General features: G+C 65.5%; 19 protein-coding genes and 1 tRNA gene. 8 read left to right on the forward strand and 12 right to left on the reverse strand.

Going from position 1 to position 20,495, the window contains the following annotated elements; translation table 11 throughout:
* Nucleotides 1-39 precede the first annotated feature (39 nt).
* Nucleotides 40-1,296, forward strand: a complete 1,257-nt coding sequence (locus WBP48_RS00810) for a metal-dependent hydrolase family protein (protein ID WP_424434642.1) — start codon at nt 40-42, stop codon at nt 1,294-1,296.
* Here WBP48_RS00810 and WBP48_RS00815 read toward each other — a convergent pair.
* On the reverse strand, nt 1,293-2,609 hold the full coding sequence (locus WBP48_RS00815; protein ID WP_424434645.1) for a sensor histidine kinase: 1,317 nt from the start codon (nt 2,607-2,609) through the stop codon (nt 1,293-1,295). The two genes, WBP48_RS00810 and WBP48_RS00815, sit on opposite strands and share 4 nt — an antisense overlap.
* Complete coding sequence (locus tag WBP48_RS00820) at nt 2,606-3,205, reverse strand: response regulator (protein ID WP_424434648.1); 600 nt, start codon at nt 3,203-3,205, stop codon at nt 2,606-2,608. Before WBP48_RS00820 ends, WBP48_RS00815 begins: the two co-directional genes overlap by 4 nt.
* A gap of 134 nt (nt 3,206-3,339) precedes the next feature.
* Between WBP48_RS00820 and WBP48_RS00825 the strand changes: the two genes are divergently transcribed.
* Both WBP48_RS00825 and WBP48_RS00830 read left to right on the forward strand, forming a co-directional pair.
* Entirely contained in the window at nt 3,340-4,353 is a 1,014-nt protein-coding gene (locus WBP48_RS00825; RefSeq protein ID WP_424434651.1) for an iron ABC transporter substrate-binding protein, read from the forward strand.
* A gap of 104 nt (nt 4,354-4,457) precedes the next feature.
* Nucleotides 4,458-6,950: an ATP-binding cassette domain-containing protein gene (locus WBP48_RS00830; protein ID WP_424434654.1), complete on the forward strand. Its 2,493-nt coding sequence runs from the start codon at nt 4,458-4,460 to the stop codon at nt 6,948-6,950.
* Nucleotides 6,951-6,960: 10 nt separating this feature from the next.
* Here the strand turns inward: WBP48_RS00830 and WBP48_RS00835 are convergent, their stop codons facing one another.
* From WBP48_RS00835 to WBP48_RS00845, 3 genes are read right to left on the reverse strand one after another with little or no spacing between them, the layout of a single operon-like run.
* A complete protein-coding gene (locus WBP48_RS00835) occupies nt 6,961-7,257 on the reverse strand; it encodes an ABC transporter permease (RefSeq protein ID WP_424434697.1) in 297 nt (98 codons plus the stop codon).
* Nucleotides 7,258-7,314: 57 nt separating this feature from the next.
* Nucleotides 7,315-8,718 (reverse strand): flavin reductase family protein, encoded by a 1,404-nt coding sequence (locus WBP48_RS00840; RefSeq protein WP_424434657.1) that lies wholly within the window; start codon nt 8,716-8,718, stop codon nt 7,315-7,317.
* On the reverse strand, nt 8,715-10,019 hold the full coding sequence (locus WBP48_RS00845) for an aromatic ring-hydroxylating oxygenase subunit alpha (RefSeq protein WP_424434660.1): 1,305 nt from the start codon (nt 10,017-10,019) through the stop codon (nt 8,715-8,717). The genes WBP48_RS00840 and WBP48_RS00845 overlap by 4 nt, the downstream gene beginning before the upstream one ends.
* Nucleotides 10,020-10,127: 108 nt before the next feature.
* Here WBP48_RS00845 and WBP48_RS00850 point away from each other — a divergent pair, with 108 nt between their 5' ends.
* The 3 genes from WBP48_RS00850 (at nt 10,128) to WBP48_RS00860 (ending at nt 12,040) form a co-directional block, all read left to right on the forward strand.
* Nucleotides 10,128-11,060 (forward strand): LysR family transcriptional regulator, encoded by a 933-nt coding sequence (locus WBP48_RS00850; protein ID WP_424434663.1) that lies wholly within the window; start codon nt 10,128-10,130, stop codon nt 11,058-11,060.
* Between the two features lie 385 nt (nt 11,061-11,445).
* Nucleotides 11,446-11,721, forward strand: a complete 276-nt coding sequence (locus WBP48_RS00855; RefSeq protein ID WP_424434666.1) for a translation repressor RelB — start codon at nt 11,446-11,448, stop codon at nt 11,719-11,721.
* A complete protein-coding gene (locus WBP48_RS00860) occupies nt 11,708-12,040 on the forward strand; it encodes a type II toxin-antitoxin system PemK/MazF family toxin (RefSeq protein WP_424434669.1) in 333 nt (110 codons plus the stop codon). Before WBP48_RS00855 ends, WBP48_RS00860 begins: the two co-directional genes overlap by 14 nt.
* A gap of 64 nt (nt 12,041-12,104) precedes the next feature.
* On the opposite strand, the gene WBP48_RS00865 is transcribed toward WBP48_RS00860, so the two are convergent.
* On the reverse strand, nt 12,105-12,437 hold the full coding sequence (locus tag WBP48_RS00865; protein ID WP_424434672.1) for a hypothetical protein: 333 nt from the start codon (nt 12,435-12,437) through the stop codon (nt 12,105-12,107).
* Between the two features lie 809 nt (nt 12,438-13,246).
* Here WBP48_RS00865 and WBP48_RS00870 point away from each other — a divergent pair.
* Entirely contained in the window at nt 13,247-14,794 is a 1,548-nt protein-coding gene (locus tag WBP48_RS00870; RefSeq protein ID WP_424434675.1) for an SAM-dependent methyltransferase, read from the forward strand.
* Here the strand turns inward: WBP48_RS00870 and WBP48_RS00875 are convergent.
* The 5 genes from WBP48_RS00875 to WBP48_RS00895 all read right to left on the reverse strand — a co-directional run bounded on the left by WBP48_RS00875 (nt 14,743) and on the right by WBP48_RS00895 (nt 19,836).
* Nucleotides 14,743-15,498, reverse strand: a complete 756-nt coding sequence (locus tag WBP48_RS00875; protein WP_424434678.1) for a DUF3883 domain-containing protein — start codon at nt 15,496-15,498, stop codon at nt 14,743-14,745. The genes WBP48_RS00870 and WBP48_RS00875 overlap by 52 nt on opposite strands.
* Nucleotides 15,499-15,504: 6 nt before the next feature.
* Nucleotides 15,505-17,379, reverse strand: coding sequence for a DEAD/DEAH box helicase (locus WBP48_RS00880; protein WP_424434682.1), 1,875 nt, complete (start codon nt 17,377-17,379; stop codon nt 15,505-15,507).
* Complete coding sequence (locus tag WBP48_RS00885; protein ID WP_424434685.1) at nt 17,376-18,809, reverse strand: hypothetical protein; 1,434 nt, start codon at nt 18,807-18,809, stop codon at nt 17,376-17,378. Before WBP48_RS00885 ends, WBP48_RS00880 begins: the two co-directional genes overlap by 4 nt.
* 141 nt (nt 18,810-18,950) lie before the next feature.
* Nucleotides 18,951-19,382: a hypothetical protein gene (locus WBP48_RS00890; RefSeq protein WP_424434688.1), complete on the reverse strand. Its 432-nt coding sequence runs from the start codon at nt 19,380-19,382 to the stop codon at nt 18,951-18,953.
* 70 nt (nt 19,383-19,452) lie between these two features.
* Nucleotides 19,453-19,836 (reverse strand): sulfate permease, encoded by a 384-nt coding sequence (locus tag WBP48_RS00895; protein WP_424434691.1) that lies wholly within the window; start codon nt 19,834-19,836, stop codon nt 19,453-19,455.
* Nucleotides 19,837-20,081: 245 nt separating this feature from the next.
* Between WBP48_RS00895 and WBP48_RS00900 the strand changes: the two genes are divergently transcribed.
* Nucleotides 20,082-20,156 (forward strand) — tRNA-Gln (locus WBP48_RS00900).
* 90 nt (nt 20,157-20,246) lie between these two features.
* On the opposite strand, the gene WBP48_RS00905 is transcribed toward WBP48_RS00900, so the two are convergent.
* Nucleotides 20,247-20,495: hypothetical protein (locus tag WBP48_RS00905; protein WP_424434694.1), on the reverse strand; the 249-nt coding region annotated here is incomplete at its 5' end.

Here is a 20,495-nt window from a genome sequence, read left to right on the forward strand (position 1 = left end):
GATAGCGGATGCGCCGACGTGGAGTGGGAGCATGTGACCATGCGGATCGAGAATGTCGATGTCTGGAACGGTGAACAGTTGTTGTCGGGCGTCGATCTGGAGTGGTTCGTCGAGGGCGCCGACGCGACGATCGCCCGGGTCGAGGCGAGCAAGCGGGTCGATGCGCCGGGCACGCGCCTCGGTGTGATCCCGGGACTCATCGACACGCACGTCCATCTCATCGGCTATGCCGGCACCGGCCACACCGACTTCCTGTCGTGGCCGGTGACGACCCGTCCCGAGGAGCAGGTGCTCCACGGCCTCGCGAACGCGCGGACGGCGCTGCGAGCGGGGGTGACCACCCTCCGGGACCTCTCCGCCGACGACATCCAGTTCTCACTCGCTCGTGCCCTGAATGCCGGGATCGTCGAGGGTCCTCGGCTCCTGGCGTACGGGATGGTCAGCATGACCGCCGGTCACGGCGACCTGTTCACGCCGCCGGCCGTCACGCAGCGGCGGCCGACAGCCGATGGTGCCGACGCCTGCCGCAAGCTCGTGCGGCAGTGGGCGCGCGCGGGAGCCGACGGGATAAAGATCGCGACGAGCGGTGGTGTGCTCTCGGTGGGTGATAAGGCGTCATGGCGCAATCACACTCGCGAAGAGCTCGACGCCATCGTCGATGAAGCGCACGCGCTCTCGCTTCCGGTCGCCGCGCACGCCCACACGGCAGAGGGCATCGGCATCGCGCTCGACGTGGGAGCCGACTCCATCGAGCACGGGACTCTCGTCACGGCGGAGCAGTCCCGGAGCATCGCGGCGTCGGGCGTATCGATCGCGCCGACCATTCTCATCAACGACCGCATCGCGTCGGGAGCGCGGGCCGTCTCGCCCGAGCAGTCGGCGAAGGCGGCAGAGCTCGTGTCACAGCGCGACGCGCTGTTTCGTGGCGCCGTCGACGCCGGCGTCGACTTCGTTCTCGGAACGGATGCCAATGGACATCACGTCGCCTTCGGCGACCAGATGGAGGAGATCCGCGCGATGGCGAAGCTGTTCGAGTGGGATGCCGCGCGCGCACTCGCGTCGGCCACCACGCGCGCAGCCTCGGTGATCGGGCGGGCCGATTCGCTCGGCAGGCTCACCGTGGGCTACACCGCGGACTTCGTTGTGATGCGGGGGCGCCCTTGGGAGGATCTCGTCGACCTTGACGTCTCGCGCATCGTCGCCGTCGTCTCACGCGGTCGCGTCGTCGCGGGTTCGCTCCCGATGCGACGCGACCTGCGGCCGGGGACCGCAAGCTCCCCACGATGCGAGGTCTAGGACGTGGGTGACGTGATCCGACTCGGTACGGACGCGTGAACGTGGGTTCCCGCTGGTGAACTCTCAACGACGAAGGTGCCGTTGCTGAGGGCTATGGCCTGTCGGATGAGGCGAAGGCCCACATGGCCTTCGTCGGCAGGCGAGTTCGGGGAGAAGCCTCGTCCGTTGTCGGTGACATCGAGCTCAGTGCGTCCGTTCTTGTCGCGGAGGTGCACGGCGACAAGAGTGGGCGCGGCGTGATCGAGTGCGTTGCGGATGACTTCCTGCGCCACCTGGTAGACGAGCGCGGCCACCTCGGGGCTGGCGGCGATCGGTTCGTCGATGCGGAGGGTGATTCGGGTCGTGGACGCAGTGAGCTCTGCAACGAGGTTGTGCAGGCTGCGTTCGAGAGAGTCGTTGAATGGGGCGGGCGTGAGTCCGGTCAGTATGGCGCGCAGCTCAGAGATATCCGCATCCACGACACCACCGAGGCGGGAGAGGATCGCCGCGTGCTCTGCGTTGAAGCTGACTTGATGGACGCCCAGGTTCTCGAGCGTGAGGCCGATGCTGGCAAGATCCTGGATGATGCCGTCGTGGAGCCGGGCCGCAAGGCGTTGCCGTTCTCTGTCGGACGCGGCGAGAGCGGTACGAAGCAGCTTCTGCCGCTCGTTCTCCGCACGGTGGACACGGCGGGCCAGGCGGACGGAGAGCGGAAGAGTCGCAGCGCCGAGGATGAGGGGACCAAGGACTGCGACGGGGAGCATAGCGGCGAGCATGCTGGTCAGCGTGGATGGACCACTGGCGGGCAGGTAGAGCTCAAGACGAATGGGTTCCCCCTGGGCGTCCTCGAATCCGATGAACGCTTCCAGAGCTCCCGGCTGCCCGAATTCGTGCTGATGCTCTGCGTCGTCGGGGACATCGAAGACGACGACTTCGCCGTCATCGAGGCGCGCCGCGAGGTCGGGGTCGAACGGGCGGCGAGTGCCTTCATTCCGTGGTTCATCGGAGAACAACACCACGACGTCTTCACCCTCCACGTGCCAGACCTTGGCCCTGTCAATGACGCCCGCGTCGATGAAGGGCTGCATCTCGGCAAGAAAGGCCGCACGAGTTTCGCGCCCGCCGCTGGTGATGTCAGTACGGGCGAGCGGGGCGGCGACGGTGTGCGCGACGGTGTCGGCGATCGAGGCAGCGTTGGCGTGGGTCGCCTCGATCGCCGCGGCTGTGGAGATGCCCACTGCCAACACCGCGACTGTCGCGGTGACCAGCGCGGTGGACAGTGCGTGCACGACAACGGCGCGTCGTGCTGGTCGGGGGATGATCGTGCGTGTCACTCGGGCTCCAGGAGGAGGATGCCGACGCGCGTTGCCGTGATGACCGCTTCGAGTTGGCTGCGTGCGCCGAGCTTCGCGAGAAGCGACTTCACGTGATCGCGAACGGTGAACTCTGACAACCCCATGACGTTTGCGGCGCCCCGGACATCGGTACCTGTGGCAAGCAACGCGAGAACCTCGCGTTCGCGCGGAGTCAGGATGACCTCGTCCGCGCGACCGTGTGGGCTGGCGGGGAATGCGCGATCTCGGAGTGCGGCGAGGACGTCCGAGAAGGTGCCACGCTTGGGAAGGACGCGGTCGGCGCCGCCGCCGAGTGCTCGACGGGCGAGGTCGGAGCGTGGGTGTGCAGTCAGCACGACGATGTGGGCGCGAGGGGCGATGCGGCGCAGTTCGCTGACGACAGTCGTTCCGTCCCCGTCGGGAAGTCCGAGATCCACGACGGCCGCGTCGAAGGGCACCGCTCCGGCGATGGACCGCGCCCCCTGCACGCTGTGCGCGACACCGACGCAGCAGAGGTCTTGCTGAGCGTCGAGACGCTCTCTCATCAGGTCTGCGAGCGTCTGGTGATCTTCGACGAGGAGAACACGGGTGGGCACCCCCCAAATTTTAGGGAAGGCGCGCGGAATATCCCAAGCTTAGGCTTGCCTAAGCCGTTCGGCATCCCATTCACTGCAGAAGGTTGTTCCTCATCATGCGATTTGCGCGCCCCCGTGTCGCTCTCTTATCCACCATGGTCGTTTCGGCCTTCCTCCTCTCCGCCTGCGTGCCCGCTGCGGACACCGCCGACCCGCAGCCGAGCACCGACGGGGAACGGACGCTGGTGGTGTACTCCGGTCGCGCCGAGGATCTCGTCGGTCCCATCATCGAGCAGTTCGAGGAGTCTTCCGGGATCACGGTGAAGGTGCGGTACGCGAACAGCATCGAGATGGCCGCGCAGCTTCTCGAAGAGGGTGAGCGCACTCCCGCGCAAGTGTTCCTCTCACAGGAGGCCGGCGCGCTGGGCGCACTACGCGACGCGGGACTGCTCACCGAGCTGCCGGAGGTCGTCACGGGAGCCGTCGAGCCCCACTACACCTCAGAGGACGGCGCGTGGGTGGGCCTGACAGGCCGAGCCCGCGTGGCGATCTATGACTCGGAGAAGCTGAGCGCCGATGAGGTGCCCGCCGATGTGCACGAGTTCACCGATCCGGCGTGGCGGGGGCGCATCGGGTTCGCGCCGACCAACGCCTCGTTCCAATCGTTCCTGACCGCGATGCGGGTGCTGGAAGGAGAAGCCGCTGCGGAGGAGTGGCTGAACGGACTCATTGCCAACGAGGCGGAGATCTTCACCGGCAACGACCCGCTGGTCGAGGCTGTCAACACAGGGGCGCTGGAAGTCGGCCTCACCAATCACTACTACTGGGTGCCGCTGGCGGCGGAGGCGGGGAGCGCCGACGCCGTGCGCGCGCAGCTGAAGTTCGGGGACCCTGGCACGGTCAGTGCGCTGGTCAACGTGACCGGCGCGGGAATCCTGACCGGGTCGGAGGAATCTGCGGAGGCGCTGGAGTTCGTGGAGTTCCTCGTCTCGGAGCAGGCGCAGACCTTCTTCGTGGAGGAGACCGGAGAGTACTCACTGATCCCTGGCGCGCCATCGCCAGCGGACGTTCCCTCGCTCGAGGATCTCGGCGGACCCGAGATCGACTACTCCCAGCTCGCCGACCTGGAGGGCACACTGGCTCTGCTGACGAAGGTCGGACTGATCTGACCCCTTTCCGCGCCCCAGGCACGGGGAGGTCACCGGGTCGGCGGCCTCCCCTACTCCTGCTGCTCGCCGGGACCACGACGGCGGCGATCGCCGCGATCCCGCTCGTGTACCTCGTCATCCGTCTCGCCGAGGCCGACCCAGCGGCCGTTTCGGGCGCCTTGCTGCGCGAACGCACTCTCGTTCTCACGACGACTTCGCTCGCACTGTCGATCACTGTCTCGATCGTATGCCTTGCGCTAGGGGTCCCGGCCGGATGGGCGCTCGCGCGGATCCGACTTCCCATGGCCGGGCTGTGGCCTGTGCTGGCGGCCCTGCCGCTTGCCATCCCTTCGTATCTGATGGCGTTCGCCTGGGTGTCGACCTGGCCGGGCCTGAGCGGGTTCTGGCCCCTTGCCGCGATCATGATCCTCGCCTGCACGCCCTATGTGACCCTCCCCGTGGCCGCCGCCTTCCGGCTTGCGGACCGGCGGCCCGCAGACGCCGCCCGCACACTGGGCCGCAGCCCCTTGGGCGCGTTCCGGGCCGCGACACTGCCGCAGATCGCACCGGCCGCTCTTGCCGGAGCGCTGCTGGCTGCGCTGTACACCCTGTCCGACTTCGGGTCCCCGTCGCTGTTGCGCGTACAGACGCTCACGTGGGCCGTCTACTCCGCGTTCGAGGGAGGCTTGAACCGAACGCTCGCCGCAGCGACCGCGCTCGTCCTGGTCGCCCTTTCCCTCACCCTCGTCCTCATCGAACGCACCGTCCGCGGCCACGCCCGGCGCGGGGGGCACCCCGCCGCAGCGATCGCGCCAGCTCCGCGAATCGCAGAACCGGTGACACGATCTGTCACGATGTCTGGATTGATGGTCCTCGCGGCCGTGAGCCTCGGCATCCCCGCGATCGCGCTCCTGCGGCGAGGGCTCGAGAGTCGGCCGACCGAGCTCGACTGGGCGCGGCTCCTGGAAAGCACCTGGACCACACTCACATTAAGTCTCGGAGGTGCGCTCCTTGCGGTCGCGATCGGCCTGCCGGTCGCGACGCTGGCCGCACGCTACTGGTCCCGGCTCATCGCAGTTCTCGAGTCGGTCGTATACCTCGGCAACGGGATCCCTGGACTCGTCGTCGGCCTGTCGCTCGTGTTCTTCACACTGAACGTGCTGCCCGATCTCTACCAGAGCGCACTCGCGCTGTGCCTCGCCTATGCGGTGATCTTCCTCCCCAAGGCCGTCGGATCCGCTCGCTCTGCGATCGAACAGGTACCTGCCTCCCTCGAGGACATCTCCCACAACCTCGGTCGTAGCACCGCCACTACCTGGGCGACTGTCACCGCGCGGCTCTCCGCGCCCGGCATCGCCACCGGCGGGTTCCTGGTGGCCGTCACCGCGATGAAGGAGCTCCCCGCCACGCTGATGCTGCTGCCGATTGGCGCCAACACCCTCGCCACCGAGCTCTGGCGACACACCACGATGACCGCGTATGCTGCCGCCGCCCCTATGCGATCGCCCTCGTCCTGGTGGCCAGCATCCCCGCGTACCTCCTCTCCCGACCGGAGTACCATGCAGCTCGACGTTGACGACCTCATCGCTTGGCATCCCACCCGTAGCGCTGACCTACGCGTACTCGACCAGGTCACCTTCACCGTCCCCGCCGGTGCGATGGCTGCGGTTCTTGGGCCCAGTGGCAGCGGCAAGAGCACGCTTTTGCGTGCCATCAGCGGCCTGCACCGCCACGCCACCGGCAGCATACGACTCGGGCAGCGATCGCTCGACGGTCTCCCCCCTCAGCGGCGTCGAGTGGGTCTCGTTCCGCAGGATGGCGCCCTCTTCCCCCACCTCACTACCGCCGAGAACATCGCGTTCGGGTTGCCGCGCCTGCGCCGGCACACTGCGCGCGTCGGTGAGATACTCGACCTGCTTGATCTCACCCCTTACGCGCACCGGCTTCCGCATCAGCTGTCCGGAGGACAGGCTCAGCGGGTCGCCGTCGCGCGCGCACTGGCCCCGGCACCCGACGTGCTACTGCTGGACGAGCCATTCTCCGCCCTCGACGCCGGCCTGCGCACCGCCGTTCGCGACCGGGTGAGGTCCGCGCTTACCGAGACGGGGACCACCGCCGTGCTGGTGACCCATGACCAGGCCGAAGCGCTCTCCATGGCGAGTCGGCTCATCGTTCTCGCCGACGGACGCGTCCGCCAGATGGGCACTCCCGAATCGGTGTACACGGCGCCCGCGGACTTGTGGACCGGTATCTTCCTCGGCGAGGCGAACGTGCTCGAAGCGAAGACCGATGGTCGCCGCACCGCGACACACCTCGGAATCCTCGGCCACCCGGTGACGGGCCCCGGCGAAGTGACCATCCTCATTCGCCCAGAACAGATCGAACTGGCCGCGACTCCTGCGGCGTCCAACGCTACCGTCGGCTCGATCCAGTACTTCGGTCACGACGCTCTCCTGAGCGTCATGCTGGATAGCGGGCACATGGTCCGCGCGCGGGTGCCCGCACCAGTCGTGCACGGCAAGGGCGACCGTGTGGCCGCCACCGTCACCACGGAGGTACGGGCCTACCCTCGACGACTCTCCGGGCCACACGCGTCAGCGGTCGGGCCACATTCCTGAACGGCCCCCATCACCCAGATCGCAGTGCCACAGTAGGTGGCATCCGTGAGGCCCTGATGGCCGGAAAAATGCCCGCGAGCGCGCCGATGAGGATCGCGCACCCGATGCCCCCGACCCACGCCTGCGCGGGTATGACGATGGTCCAACCTTTCGACGTGGCGTAGATGGCTGTCGCCGCGACTCCGGTCAGCACACCGACGATGCCGCCGATGATCGCCAGCAGGATCGACTCGGTGAGGAACTGTGTCCGGATCTGCGCCTTCGTCTCGCGACATGACCCAGACTTTCCCGCCCCACGGCGCGGCAGCGCTCCTGTAAGAGCTGACCCGGGCGGGGCGCTCCGAAGACCGGGGCGCCCCGCGTGTCAGGCTTCCAGCACCAAGTCCGTGAGGGGCGTCGAGCAGCACGGCAAGAACTTGCCCGCGTCGATTTCGCGGGCCCGGATGCCACCCTGGTGGTTCATATCGACGTCGCCGTCGAGCTTGACGATCTTGCAGGTTCCGCACATGCCGTCTTGGCAGTTGGCCGGGATGCGCACGCCCGCACGCTGGGCCACGCGCAGAATCCGCTCGTCGGGGTTGATCCGCACGTTGAGCTTGCTGCGGACGAACGACATCGTGAGACTTCCCTCCCCCACCGTGGCGAACTCGGCACCGTCGATCGGCGAATCAGCATCACTGACGCGTGAAACCGGAGTCTCCGGGACGACCGGCGTAGCCGTGAGGTGCACGTTCACCGGAACACCAATGCCACCCCCATCGACCTCCGCGTCAGGACCGTAGAGGTCTGGTTCGGCACCGTCCGCGTCGGCAGCCTCTTCGGCCACGTCCGACGCCAGCGCCACTTCCTCGGCATACTCTGCCCGAGTCTGATGGTCACCCGTGAAGAACTCCATGTTGATCGACGTGTCATCGACTCCCACGCTCCGAAGCAGCTCTTCAGCCGTACGGAGGTACTCCTCGGGACCGCACGCGTATACCTGGCGGCCATTCGCATCGGGAGCGATCTCGTTCAGCATGCCGGCTGAGATGCGCCCGGCCATCCAGGCCCAGTCATCGGGAGCCCGGTGCCCGCCCAGCGACCAGTACACCTTGATGCGGGAATCGGTCGCCGCGAGATACTCCAGCAGGTCTGAGAAGGCGAATCCCCCGGGCCGCGTCGCATGGTAGAGAAGCACGACGTCCGCATCTCCGGGCAGATCGTGGATCGTGTACACCATCGACATGATGGGCGTGATGCCGGCCCCCGCGGCGAGCAGCAGGTAGCGCGCGCGGCGATCGGCATCTGGTAGGTGGAAAGCGCCCACAGGCCCCAGCATGTCGAGCACCATACCCGGACGAAGGAAGTCGTGCGCCCAGGGCGAGACGAGTCCCTTCGGGTCGCGTTTGATCGTGATCGTGAATGTGTGCGGCCTCGTGGGCGGGCTGGAGATCGAGTAGCTGCGGTCGACCGGATCGGCATCCGGTCCGTGCACAGGAAACTCGATGTTGAGGTACTGCCCCGAACGAAACGAGAGCGGTGCGCCATCGACACGACGAAACATGAAGGTCATCATGTCGCCGGGCTCATCACACACCTCGACGCACTCCGCGAGAAACTCCTGCGGACGGTACGGTGCGAGCGCACGCGCTACGGATGCCACCTCCGCTCGGCCGACGTCGTTGGTACTCGTCTCGGCCGCCGCGCGGAGAGCGCGATTCCACGGCATTTCGAGCCCGCTGATGCGCAGCGGCTCATGCGAGTGGATCGGTGAGGTACTGAAGCTCATGCGAGGTGCTCGCGCATGCGCTGCGTGTACCAGTTGATGAACGCCTCCACCTGATACTCGCTGTCCATATAGGGCCCTTGCTCGTAGAACGGGCTCGCGGCTCCCTTCTGGCAGAGCTCGACGAACGCCTTGTCCTGCAGGTTCGTCTGCTTCCACACGTGCGTGAGCTCATCGACGTCGTAGTCGACGCCTTCGACGGCGTCGTCGGCGACGAGCCAGGTCGTACGCACGATCGTGTGACCGACGTCGATCGGGAACACCGTGAAGGTCACGATGTGGTCCGACAGGAAATGGAACCAGGAGTTGGGCTGCAAGTGCAGCGAGCAGCGGCCGAGACGGAAGTCACGAAGGCTGCCGAGCAGCTTCTTGGAAAGGCGGCGGCCCGTCGCAGAGAACGATTCGCCCGCACCGTCGAGCGATTCGCGCGAGATGCGGAAGCCGGCGATGCGCGTGTCGAGTTCTTCGAGCACCTCGTGATGGAGGCCGTAGCGGTCGCAGCGCGCTTCGAGGGCCAGCTTGGCCTCGACGTTGCGCTCCCATACCTCTTCGAGGTGCGGGGGGATCATCCCCTCTTGCAGACCCCACGTCGGAAAAAGCGAGCACGCGAGTTCAGGGTGTCCGTCGCAGTGGTAACACTCACGGTTGTTCTCCATGACGAGCTTCCAGTTACCCTCTTCCACGATGGTCTGCTGGTAGGCGACCTTCGTCTTCGAGATGTCGTGCGGCTCGAGGTAGGGCTCGATCAGCGGGATGACGTCATCGAAGTCTGCGGGCGGCTCGGCGGAGATGTTGACGAAGACGAGCCCTGCCACGACGCGGCTGTGCGCCTTCTTCAGCCCGAAGCAACTCGTGTCGAGCTTCTCGCCCGGTGCCGTCGACGCGTGGACGAGAGTGCCGTCGGGCGCGTAGGTCCACGAGTGGTAACCGCAGACGAGGTTGCCGGTCGATCCGCTTTCAGCGGTGAGCACGCGCGCGCCGCGGTGGCGGCAGATGTTGTGCAGGACATTGACGCCGCCGTCGTCGTCGCGAAGCACGATCAGGGCGTACGGCCCGAAGTCGAACGTGACGTAGTCGCCCGGCTCGGGAATCTCGGCGATGCTGCAGGCGAAAATCCAATACCTCGCGAAGATCCCCTCCATGTCGGCCTTGAAGATCTCGGGGTCCGTGTAGAACGGCCCCTCAAGCGAATAGCCCTTGCGCCGACGCTCGAGCAGCGCGGAGAGCTCGGCCTCGGTGTCTTCTGAAATGAGCGACGATCTGGCGGGCGTGTCAGGACGAGGCCGCGTAAGCGTGTAGTTCATCTTCTCTCCAGGTGGAATGGGGGTGGAGCGCGATGGTGGGTGCTCTGGAGAGTAACCATCATGCAAAACAGTGGCCAAATCAACGAGATTATTGTGCAGAATATTGGTGTGATTGATCATCGCCTCGCGACCCTGCGCGCGTTCGCCCTGTGCGGGACCGTCTCCGCCACCGCCGAGCTGGTCGGCGCCTCGGCATCCACCGTGTCGACGCATCTGCGTGAACTTCAGCGCGAGTTCGGTGTGAAGCTCGTCACCAAGGACGGCCGTGGCTTGAGACTCACCTCCGCGGGCCGCCGCCTCGTGACCGGATCAGATGCCCTGGTCGAAGCGTGGGAACGCATTCGGGCGGACGTGCTGCGCGGCGAGCAGCAAGGCCCCATCGCGTTCGGCATCGGCGGATTCTCGACCGCAGCCGCCAATCTCCTCGCGCCGCTCGCCGGTCACCTGCGCGAGACGCAAGCCGGTGCACGCGTGCATGTGATCGAGGCAGACCCCGAACGCTGCCTCGAACTTCTCGCGGCGGAGCGACTCGACCTCGCGCTCGTGATCGCCGCGCAAGCCACCGTCACGAACGAGCGAGACGACCGCTTCGACCAGGTCAGCCTCTTCGATGACCCCCTCGACGTCATGATGCCGACGTGGCACACCCTGGCGTCTCGCAAAGTCGTGACTCTGCGCGAGCTCGCACGAGAAGACTGGATCACCGACCAGCGCGGCGGCCCCTACCGCGCACTCTTCACCGCCGCATTCACCGCCGCCGGCGTCACCCCCCGCATCGCACACGAAGCGGTGGAATGGGAAACAGCGATCGCACTGGTCGGCGCGGGAATGGGGATGGGGCTCGTGCCACGCCTGATGAGAGTCGAAGGGTTCGAGAACGTCGTCCGCGTCGGCTTGTCCGGACCCGAACGCCCCTCACGCAGAGTGCTCGCTGTCGTACGCCGCGGCAGCATGGACGCACCACTCGTGCAGGAGTCGCTACGTTTCCTCAACCGCCGCGTGCGTGAAGTGCTGGCACATCGGCGCGCCGTGACGGCCTGACGCCGGCGGATATCGAAACCCGGGGTGCGGCTGACATGGGAACTCCCCTGATTGCCGCTTGAAATCAGGGGAGTAGCTGCTGGGGTACCTGGACTCGAACCAAGAACAATTGAGGGCCTCGGAGTCCAGTTCCCGACCGGTGCTGATCGGCATCGATCCGCGCCGTTGCGCGGATCTCATGGCATTGGTGTACCCGGTACCTACGGGTTGATACTGGCCGTTTCGGATGATTTTGAGGGGTTTCTGATGACGTTGTTGATGACCTTCACCGAGCAGGGGACTTGCTCGGCGCAAGGAGTTCTTTGCGATGGTGCAGCCCGCCGGCAAGACCAGCGCCTTCCTTTACTTGATGGCAGGTGGTAGTCTTTGTGATTAGGAGGTAGTAATGAGTGATACGACGGCAACCCGAAGCACGGCGAGCACAGTGCAGCTCGCTACCCGTATCGAGACGTCCCAAGAGCAACTGTTCCGTGAAACCGCACGGCGGCTGGGGACCACGCCCGCTGACGCAATGCGGGTCTTCGTTGCTGCATTCAATCAGCACCGAGGGTTCCCGTTCGACGTGCGCTTGGCCGCCGACGTTGAGCCGTTCGACACGGAAGACGACGCGACTGAGTTCGCTTCCCGCGCGGCAGGGAAGCTGGTTGATGCAGCGCGGTGAAATCTGGACGCTGCGCGATGACCGCTACGCGGCCAAAGCGCGTCCGGTCGTCGTCGTGCAAGGCGATCTTGACCAGTTTGATTCGGTAGTGCTGTGCCTGCTCACTTCATTCGAGCGGCCAGACGCCGAGCGCGTACAAGTCGATCCGGCTCCAGACAACGGTCTCCACAAGACCAGTTACGTGATGGCGGACAAGCTCGTCACGGTGCGTCAGGACGAACTCGGGAACCGGGTTGGGTCACTCACCGCCGAGCAGATGCGTGCGGTCTCTCGGCAGCTGGCGCGAGTACTCGCACTGAGCAAAGACGATCTCGACTAAGCCCCGCTACCGACTACTCCTGCTGCGATGCGCAGAACAAGCGCCTGGCAATCAAACCTTCTTCCTACAGGCCGCGTGTCGACCCGTCACGGCGCGGGTCGCCGCGGTAAGGGTCACGTTCCGTCAGCTCGGTGAGTAGCTGTTCGCGTTCGGCGAGTGCTTGCTGTCGTGCTTCGTGTTCGGCGCGGGTGGCTTCGATCCGTGCGGCGGCGTCGCGGATTGGTAGAGCACGGAGGTAGTCGGCCTCGGCTCGTAGCGCGGTGGCTTGCTGGCGCGCCTGGCCTGCTTGCCGTGCTGGGTTCGGCAGCCGCATCCCGACCCGGTGGCGCATCGCGGCCTGCGGCCCATACTCGCTGACCAACAGCGCCCGGTGCTCCTGCTTGTGCCGCGCTCGCATCTCGTCACGCTCGGCTCTAGCGGCTTCGAGATGCTGGGCGGCGTCGATCACGCGGGGGTCGGCCCCGGCACGACGCTCGGCCTGTTGTGCTGCCCACTCGCGCAGCGTCGCGGCGGCGCGGGGTAGCTCGCCCCAGCCACCACCAGGGGCAACCCGCCTCGGCCAGTACTCCCACAGCGAAACTGACGCCCTGGGAGGGTTATTGATGACGCTTCTGCTGACATCGGGCAGAGGGCGGCCGGTCAGCAGATGACTGTCAGAGGGATTCTTCCGCGGAACGACGAGGATCGCATGGCTGGGGTACCTGGACTCGAACCAAGAACAATTGATTTGGTCGATCCACCCGGTTCAGCCCGTGCTCCGTCCAGGAACCCGCCTACCTATGCCGATATGGATGCCTCAAGTCTACAACGAGCCCGTGTTGACCCGTGGTAAATCGGGGCTCCCCGGCGGCTATTCGGGACCGAAAACGGGACCCCCGCGTCCGCCCGGATGTCACGGCCGCACAAGCCAGTTGCCTGGACTGTCGCCTCACCCAAAGAACTCGGATTCGGTCACGTCAGTCGTTCTCGGTAAGACTGGAACTCATGACGCTCTCACTCCCGCGCAATCTTGAGAGGTGGCTCCATGCCCCCTCCCACGGGGAGGTCGAGGCGCGCTGGGTGCCTGGATTGGACGCCGGAGAGCGGAAGGCCCTACACGCCGTTGGTGGCATATCTCGCGCCCTAGTATCGCCGGAACACATCGCCGACCTCCCAGAGGAAGTCCGCTCCTGGATGCGCGATGGAGCCGAGCCTCCAACCGAGGACATGGAGGAACTGCGAACCGTCCTCGCCGCTGACCCGGATGGCACGTTGGCGTTGCTCTACTCGGCGGTGGTTCGGAAGGCCCATCGCCGACAGCTCGGCACTTTCTTCACTCCGTCCAACGAAGTCAAGCTGATGCTCGACCTCTGGACGAACACCGAGGGCTCTAGCCCCAAGAGCGTGATCGACGTCGGTGCAGGAGTAGGTGTCTTCACGGCCGAAGCTGCGAAGCGATGGCCGGAAGCTCGGGTGTTCGCAGTCGACATCAACCCGATCACGCTCGGGCTCTTGGCTGTTCGGCTCTTCTCCGATGCCGCGACGAGTGATGCCGAGGACTTTTCCACGAGGGTGAAGCTGGTGCGCGCTGACTACACCGACTGGATCATCTCAGACGATGCACCCCCGCCCGGCGGACGCCTGATCCTTGGGAACCCGCCGTACACCCGCGCCCAGCTCTTGAGCCTCGGAGATCGGCAACGCCTGGCCCGGCTCACCGACGACATTTGCGGATCGCGGGCAAGCCTGTCCACGCTAATCACCGCGCTCTCGATCAAGCAACTTGGCCCGTCGGACGGCCTGAGCCTGCTGCTGCCCGCTCAGTGGCTGGAGTCCCACTACGCGCGCGACCTTCGTGCCGCCATGTGGAACGACAAGAGTCGCCGGGTCGAACTTCGGTTAGTCGAGTCGGAAGACCTCTTTGGCGGCGCTCAAGTGGATGCTGTTGCGCTGCTCATCGGAACGAAGTCCGATGAGCCACGACCATTCCGAGTCGCCCGATGGCGTGAGGCATCAGGCGTAGAGCTTGACCGCGCCGGCGCGGTTCCTGCATCGTGGCGTCCAACCTTCGACATCACCACAGCTCCCGCTGCGGCACCGCACCAGCTTGAGCCGGTGCCGCTCTCAGAATTGGCTGGTGTGCATCGTGGCGTCGCTACTGGCGCGAACGCCACGTTCGTCATCTCGGCAGCAGAGGCAAAGCCGTTGCCAGTGGAGGCGCTCACGCGGGTTGTGACGCGGCTGAACGAGCTACCTGAGGCGCTAGACGAGCAGACCCTAAATTCAGTGTCGGATCGCGCCGTCCGCTATCTCTTGACCGCTACCGAGGCACTCGTCGCCAAGCACCCGGCTCTGAGGAAACTGGTCGACGCCGCGATAGCAGCAAAGGTAAACGAGCGTGTGCTCTGCGCGCGCAGGACGGTGTGGTTTGACCTCACCGCTGAGGTTCGGAAGCCCGACGTGCTGATTGGTTCAATGACGCAGGACCGTTTCAAGCTGGTGGAGAACCTGATCGGCGCGACGATTACCAACAACCTGTATGGGATCACCTGGAAGCCCGAGGTCTCCACCGATCAACAGCAGGCAGTAATCGCGTGGCTGCGCTCCGAGGATGGACAGACGGCGCTGAAGGGGGCAGCCCGCCGACAAGGTGCAGGTCTCCTCAAGCTTGAGCCGGGTGGACTTCGGCAGGTGCTCATTCCCGCCTCAGCAATCGAGGGTGATCAGTCGACCGCTGAAGGAACTCCCGAGAGCAGCGCGCTGACTGGCAAGTAGACCCTCGCTTCGGTCCAGTGACCATTCCCGTCGTCAGGTAGGTATCGCTCGAACTCAGACACCCGGCACCAGCCAAGGATTGTCACGGAGTCCGCCGCCACAGCGCACGCGACGAGCGCCCACTGGCGGGGGTGTCGACGACCGACTTCGTATTCGTTGCGGGTCAGGAAGAAACGGAAGGTCTTGCCACTACCCGATGTCGACGCCTTGACTTCGAGCATCCTTGGGTCCGCACGCACGGTAGGAGCGGTGATGTCATAGCCGAAGCGGTCGCTTACCAGGCTTACTCGCTTGACCTGCTCGGCGAGATCACGGCGACCGACTTCGACCAGCTCTTCGACGCACCAGCGCACCACTGCATTCTCGCCGAGTGCGCCGATCTCGGCGCGACGAACTGCATCAGCAAAGTCATCCTCGAGCCCGGGTGCGTCACCCAGAAGCCTGGCCAGCAGAGGTAACGCCGTGTCGTCAGGCAACGCCAGAAGCGGGACTACGGACTCGTGAAGCGATGCTCGCCCAACCTGCGGCAAGATCAGGCCGGCATCGAGCAGGAACCGGTAGGCGTTGTCAAGGTCTTGGCGCGGGAAACGTCCCTGGGTCACCGCGTGGTGGAAGGTTCGCTCGAGGGTCGGTTGATCAGTGCCGATCGGGTCGATGGCACGCGCCACCCAAAGGGCAGCCGTCACCTGGAAGTCGGTAGGCATCAGCGCCTAGTCCCGTCGCCGACCTAGCTCTGCAAGCACCTCTTCGAGGTCGGCCTGATCGTCAAGAACGGCAGCCGGTTCTTCATCGTCGGGGAGCGATAGCTCGACCAAGTGGTCGTCGGCCAGAAGCTGCGCCAGCCGCTCCACCTTCGCCTCCACACGACTGTCGACGCGGTCGTCGATGGTGCCGTTGGCGGAGAAGATCGTGAAGTTCGTTTCGACGTCTGGCTCCAACCCGAGTCGATGGATGCGGTCGAGCGACTGCAGATACTGGCCCGCGTTGAAGGTGCGATCCAAGTAGATTGCGTCGTGGCATTCGCGATGGAGACTGACGCCTTCGGCGAGCGCCGCCGGATTCGCCAATAGCACCTTGCAGTTCGGGTCAAACCGAAACCGCTCGATCTCACGCTCCCGAGTCCGCTTGCCGGCCGGGGCATCGTCGGAGCTCGGCACTCCGCCATAGACGACGGCCGGCTCCAACGCGGCCAGTTGCTGCTCAAGGTCGAGCAAGTTGCCTGGGAAGTTCGACCACACCAAGGTCTTGTTGTTTTCGGCTCGATTGGCGTTCTCGAACACCAGGCGACAGACTGCCTCGATCTTCGCGGAGATCTCGTGGTCGGCGTAGCTCTCCACCAATTCCGCGAGAGGCGATCCGGCCGGAATCGCCAATGGCGGGAAGCGGTACGCGCGGGCCGCGTCGGCACTGGAACGTAGGAGGCGTGGACTCGATGCCGCCTGAAGCAGATACATCGTAACCTCGCCCATCTGAGCGAACATCAGAGCGTCGCGCCTCGACAGGTCAAGCAGCCCCGCATAGCGGTTCAGGAGTGCGTCGTAAATCTGCTGCTGGAGCGGGTGCATGTCCAGACGAACTCGGCGAATACGAGGCTCTGGAATTTCCAGCTCGGTCTTGGTGGTGCGGACGAATAGCGGCGAGATCGCCTCGTTGATTGCGCGCATCGCACGGGCCGGTGGCTGTGGTGCCAGCGCCCAATCTGGAATCTGCGCTGTAGCCCTGCCGGACGGCCAGAGGAAGTTGAGCAGGAAAACGATGTCCTTTGCCTGGTTAGGCGCGGGGGTTCCGGTGAGGACGTCGCGGCGAATGACGTGCGGCGCAAGAGCGAGCAGCGCCCGGCCCCACTCCCCCGTGATGCCACGCTTGGCCCGGTGCGCTTCGTCCAGCACCAGGTGGACTCTGTGGTTGGTGGCCCACGCGATTAGATCGTCGACGGCACCCGGTAGCCGCTGGTAGTTGACCAGCACCACGTCCGCACTTGGGACACCGTCACTCTTTACACGAGCGACATTCGGCGCTGGCGACAGGACTGCGTCGGCATCCTCCTCCCATGCGCCGAAGGCAGACAGCGGCGCGACTACCAACAACTTGTCGACACGTCCCTTCGCCTCCTCGATGGCGTGAGCGACGTAAGCGACGGTCGTCTTGCCTGCACCGGGAACCGAGAAGTTGGCGCCGTGATTGAGCGAGATCAGCTTCGCTAGGTCACGGCTCTGGAAGTCTCGTAGTGTCCGACTCAGCTGGTAGCGCCCGCTTGCAAGGGCAGCATCCAGGTCGACCGCAGGCGGAGTTTCGGCGGATGACAGGTCTCGCAGGAAGGCAATGTCCTTCTCGTCCCTGCCGAGCAAGGTCTTGACTCGCTCATCGGCAGAGAGCGTCACGGTGTGCGCTCGGAGCGCCCCACGCAGCCGTTGTTTGCTTCGTAGGAACGAGTCAACTCCTGTGCGGATTTCCGTCCGCGACCCGTTCATGTCGCCGCTGACGACCAGTGCGATCTCGGTCCAAGCATCGTTCGGGATACCTGTGCCGGTAAGGACGATACGCGCCGGCCTCCCCTCGAAACCAGCGTGAAGCTGGCCTGTCACTCGGTAGGCTCCTCGTCAGCCTCCATTGCTGGGATCGCACTCAGGAGATCGTTGGCCTCTTCGAGCCTGGACTGGATAGTGTCGAGCGACGTTCGCAGATCGCCGAGCCTGGGGGTGAAGTCCGCATCCTCTGCCACATCCTCGATCGCTTCAAGAAGACGCTTCAGCGACTGAGCGGCGTTGTCGGCCTCCGTCTGTGGCCGGGTCAGCCGGTTCGAATTCTTGCGCCGCTGCGCCGACTCGTCGAGGCCCTCCCGGACGGCAGCCTTCAATACCTTTTGAATCTCCTGACCTGTGCGGGTCGAGCCATCCGGCAGCGTGATCTCCTGGTCCGGATCCTGCGCCGACTGCACGGCCAAGTCGAGTAAGGTCTGCGCAGCCGCCGTCTTCGGCGAGTCGACCTCGTCCTCACCACCGAGCAGATCAAGCCCGGCAGGGGCCACCTCGGTGATGGCATCCTCACTCGACTCCGGCGCGACAGCTGTCGCGTGATCGTGGATCAGCTCGCCGTCCTTTCCTGCGTCGACAAGGTGCGGCAGGACATCGCGCTGTACCCACTCCTCGGTAACGTTACGAAGCTGGTGAACGGAATCGTGATCAGTGAAGAACGACAGCAGCCACTGACGGATGAAGTCGTCGCCCGCCTGGCGGTCGGGGTGCAGACTGTCGATCTCCTGAACCTTGTTGCGAAGGGCCAGCCAGTTCTCTTGCTGGTTCTCCTCACGGATGAAGGCGGAGATCGGCAACGGCTTGGAGGGGAGCGTCCGCGCTCGATTCATCAAGACGAGCACTTCGCGCAACTCCTTGACGCGCTTGGCGCTGATGCCGCGCTCCTGGGCAGCGATGGCCTGATCCGAGAGTCCACTGTCTGCGAGTGCCTGGAGCATCTGCAGGTATCCGACGAGGTTGTAGTCGTCGATGAAGGGGTTCTGTCGCTGGAAAGTGTTCTCAAGCAGGAGCTGCTCAGCATTGCCAACGTCGGCCGGAAGGACTGCCACGCGGATCGTCGAGGCTGGTGCAATCTTGCCCTCTTTAAGAAGGTCTCGCAGCAGTACGCAACGCGAGTTGCCGTTGATGAGTTTGCCGCTCCGGGTGATGACACCGACCTGTTCCTGGCCGTCAGCCCGAAGGCTCTCCTTCAGATCGTCGCGGTGCCGATGGGATTGGCGCACGAGATTCGCGACGACCTCCTGGGACTCTGCCGACTCGGGATCGCTCTCGACGAGCGCGCGCTTGGGATGACTGTCGAGGTAGGCCGAGATGCGGAAGCTCCGCGCGTTGAGAATCGGCACGTTGAGGGGCAGCTCAATCACCGGCAACAGTCGGCGGCTCCCGCCCAGCGACAGCCCTGTCTGCTCGCCACCACCCGGCTGGTCGCGGTGCGCGTTTAGCGCCTGAGTGATGTGAAGTTCGCGGCTAGCTGCGGTCACGCTGGTTCCCCGGTCTCGTTTATCGGCTGCCGTCCAGACTACTTACAGCGTCCGACTTCCTGCCTCTTCCGAGCAGCCGTCCTAAGTCGCTGTCAGTGAGGCGAGCGGCCGACCGAGGGATTCAAACGCTCTCGATACTGCTCAGAACAGTGTCGGCGCGCCGGGCCGCGTCGAAGCCGAGACTCCGAACGCCTCGACGGGGCTCAGCTCGGCCCAGGGAGAGCTGGGGCGGAGCCGCTGGAGCAGGACGGCCTTCACATCCGTCCAGAGGTCGGGTCGCACGGTGCCTGCGTCGCGCTCGCAGGCGTCGATGAGGTCTTCCAGGAAGCGGGTGCGGCGGTCAGGCGTGGAGAGCTGCTCGTCGTAGAAGCCGTGGATGTCGTAGTGCGCGATGAACCCGAAGTAGCCGTGGTTGGAGACGGCTTGGTAGAGCGGCTCGGTGAACCGCTCGCGCGGGTAGTCGTCTGCGATGAATCGAAGCAGCGTGTTCACGAACCGCGCCTTGCGCTCGGCTGTGCCCGACGGCCAGCCCGAGTCCATGAACATCTCGGCGCGGTAGCGCGGCAACGGCATCGGTCGCTCCCTTGCCCATGCGCGGTGTGCGCACAGGGAAGGTGCGACGGCAGGCCCGGCTACGGGCTCGTCAAGCGCGCGACGAGGTGAGCAGCGGGGCGTCCGCGCTGATCGTGTATGCCGCCGACTCACGCTCGGCGAGTCGCCGGTCACGCCGCTCGGCGACGCGCGCCCGGATCAGGAGGATCAGCGTGATCGGGCCGTTGACGAGAAACTTCAGCGCGTTCCAGATGAACAGCAGCACGAGCAGGTTGAGCCAGCCCGGCCCGCCGTCAGCGATCCAGACGGTCAGCAGCCACGCGCCGAGCAGGTACGGCACGGCGATCAGCATGGCGGGCACGCCCCACTTCAGGCCGCGTCGCGTCCGCAGAGCGGCGAGCAGGACGTTCGTCGGCATGTAGGTCCGCAGAAACAGCCGAACCCGGATGCTGAGATTCCAGAGCAGTCGGAACATGGTGTCCGCCTCCTGAGAGGGTGCGTAGCTCCGCCGAGGAGGTAGATCATGTGGTGAGCGTCCCGAGGGGACCGTCGCAAGCAACCTAGAAATCGTGGCTACTACCTCGACACCCAGGGTACGCCCGACCTGCGACACGCGGAAGGGACGCAACGGGAGGCGCTAAAACCCCCGGTCGGGAGGCGCCGCGCTGACCGCGTGCACGGACCCCTCTTTCGGTTTGGTAGACTCGATTCTCGGCCCGGTGGGGTGTGGTGTAATTGGCAACACAGCGGTTTCTGGTACCGCCATTCTTGGTTCGAGTCCAGGCACCCCAGCCAAAGGCACGTCGGCTAGCAAGAGCAAGCCGATCATCGTGTCGACTCCCGTCGGTCTCGCGCTAGGCGCGGGGCCGACGAGAGCGATCGCCTTTACAGGCGCGGCGCGGCGGCCCTGGCGACAGGTGCCGTCGGCTCCGGTTCGGCGGCGCGTGCCGCGATCTGCTGCGCGCGGAGGATCGACGCGCGTGCTTGTGCAGCGTCGGCACGTTGCCGAGCATCGTCGCCGATAAGTCCGAGCGTGCTGGTCTCGTCGATGCCGTAGGTGTCGCGGTACGCGGCGACGGTGCGGGCTTCGCGCCGCCAGAGCGCGGCGAGCTGCGGGTCGGCGGGCTCGGTGCC

This window comes from Microbacterium sp. (genome assembly GCF_049661145.1).
In the GTDB taxonomy this organism is placed as follows: Bacteria; Actinomycetota; Actinomycetes; order Actinomycetales; family Microbacteriaceae; genus Microbacterium.

What these genes read in the sequence shown, in the direction of transcription:
- WBP48_RS00810 (WP_424434642.1), top strand. Translation starts at nt 40, where the DNA reads ATGCGGATCGAGAATGTCGATGTCTGGAACGGTGAACAGTTGTTGTCG.
- WBP48_RS00825 (WP_424434651.1), top strand. Translation starts at nt 3,340, where the DNA reads ATGGTCGTTTCGGCCTTCCTCCTCTCCGCCTGCGTGCCCGCTGCGGAC.
- WBP48_RS00840 (WP_424434657.1), bottom strand. Translation starts at nt 8,718, where the DNA reads ATGAGCTTCAGTACCTCACCGATCCACTCGCATGAGCCGCTGCGCATC.
- WBP48_RS00845 (WP_424434660.1), bottom strand. Translation starts at nt 10,019, where the DNA reads ATGAACTACACGCTTACGCGGCCTCGTCCTGACACGCCCGCCAGATCG.
- WBP48_RS00855 (WP_424434666.1), top strand. Translation starts at nt 11,446, where the DNA reads ATGAGTGATACGACGGCAACCCGAAGCACGGCGAGCACAGTGCAGCTC.
- WBP48_RS00860 (WP_424434669.1), top strand. Translation starts at nt 11,708, where the DNA reads ATGCAGCGCGGTGAAATCTGGACGCTGCGCGATGACCGCTACGCGGCC.
- WBP48_RS00865 (WP_424434672.1), bottom strand. Translation starts at nt 12,437, where the DNA reads ATGCGAGCGCGGCACAAGCAGGAGCACCGGGCGCTGTTGGTCAGCGAG.
- WBP48_RS00870 (WP_424434675.1), top strand. Translation starts at nt 13,247, where the DNA reads ATGGAGGAACTGCGAACCGTCCTCGCCGCTGACCCGGATGGCACGTTG.
- WBP48_RS00875 (WP_424434678.1), bottom strand. Translation starts at nt 15,498, where the DNA reads ATGCCTACCGACTTCCAGGTGACGGCTGCCCTTTGGGTGGCGCGTGCC.
- WBP48_RS00890 (WP_424434688.1), bottom strand. Translation starts at nt 19,382, where the DNA reads ATGCCGTTGCCGCGCTACCGCGCCGAGATGTTCATGGACTCGGGCTGG.
- WBP48_RS00895 (WP_424434691.1), bottom strand. Translation starts at nt 19,836, where the DNA reads ATGTTCCGACTGCTCTGGAATCTCAGCATCCGGGTTCGGCTGTTTCTG.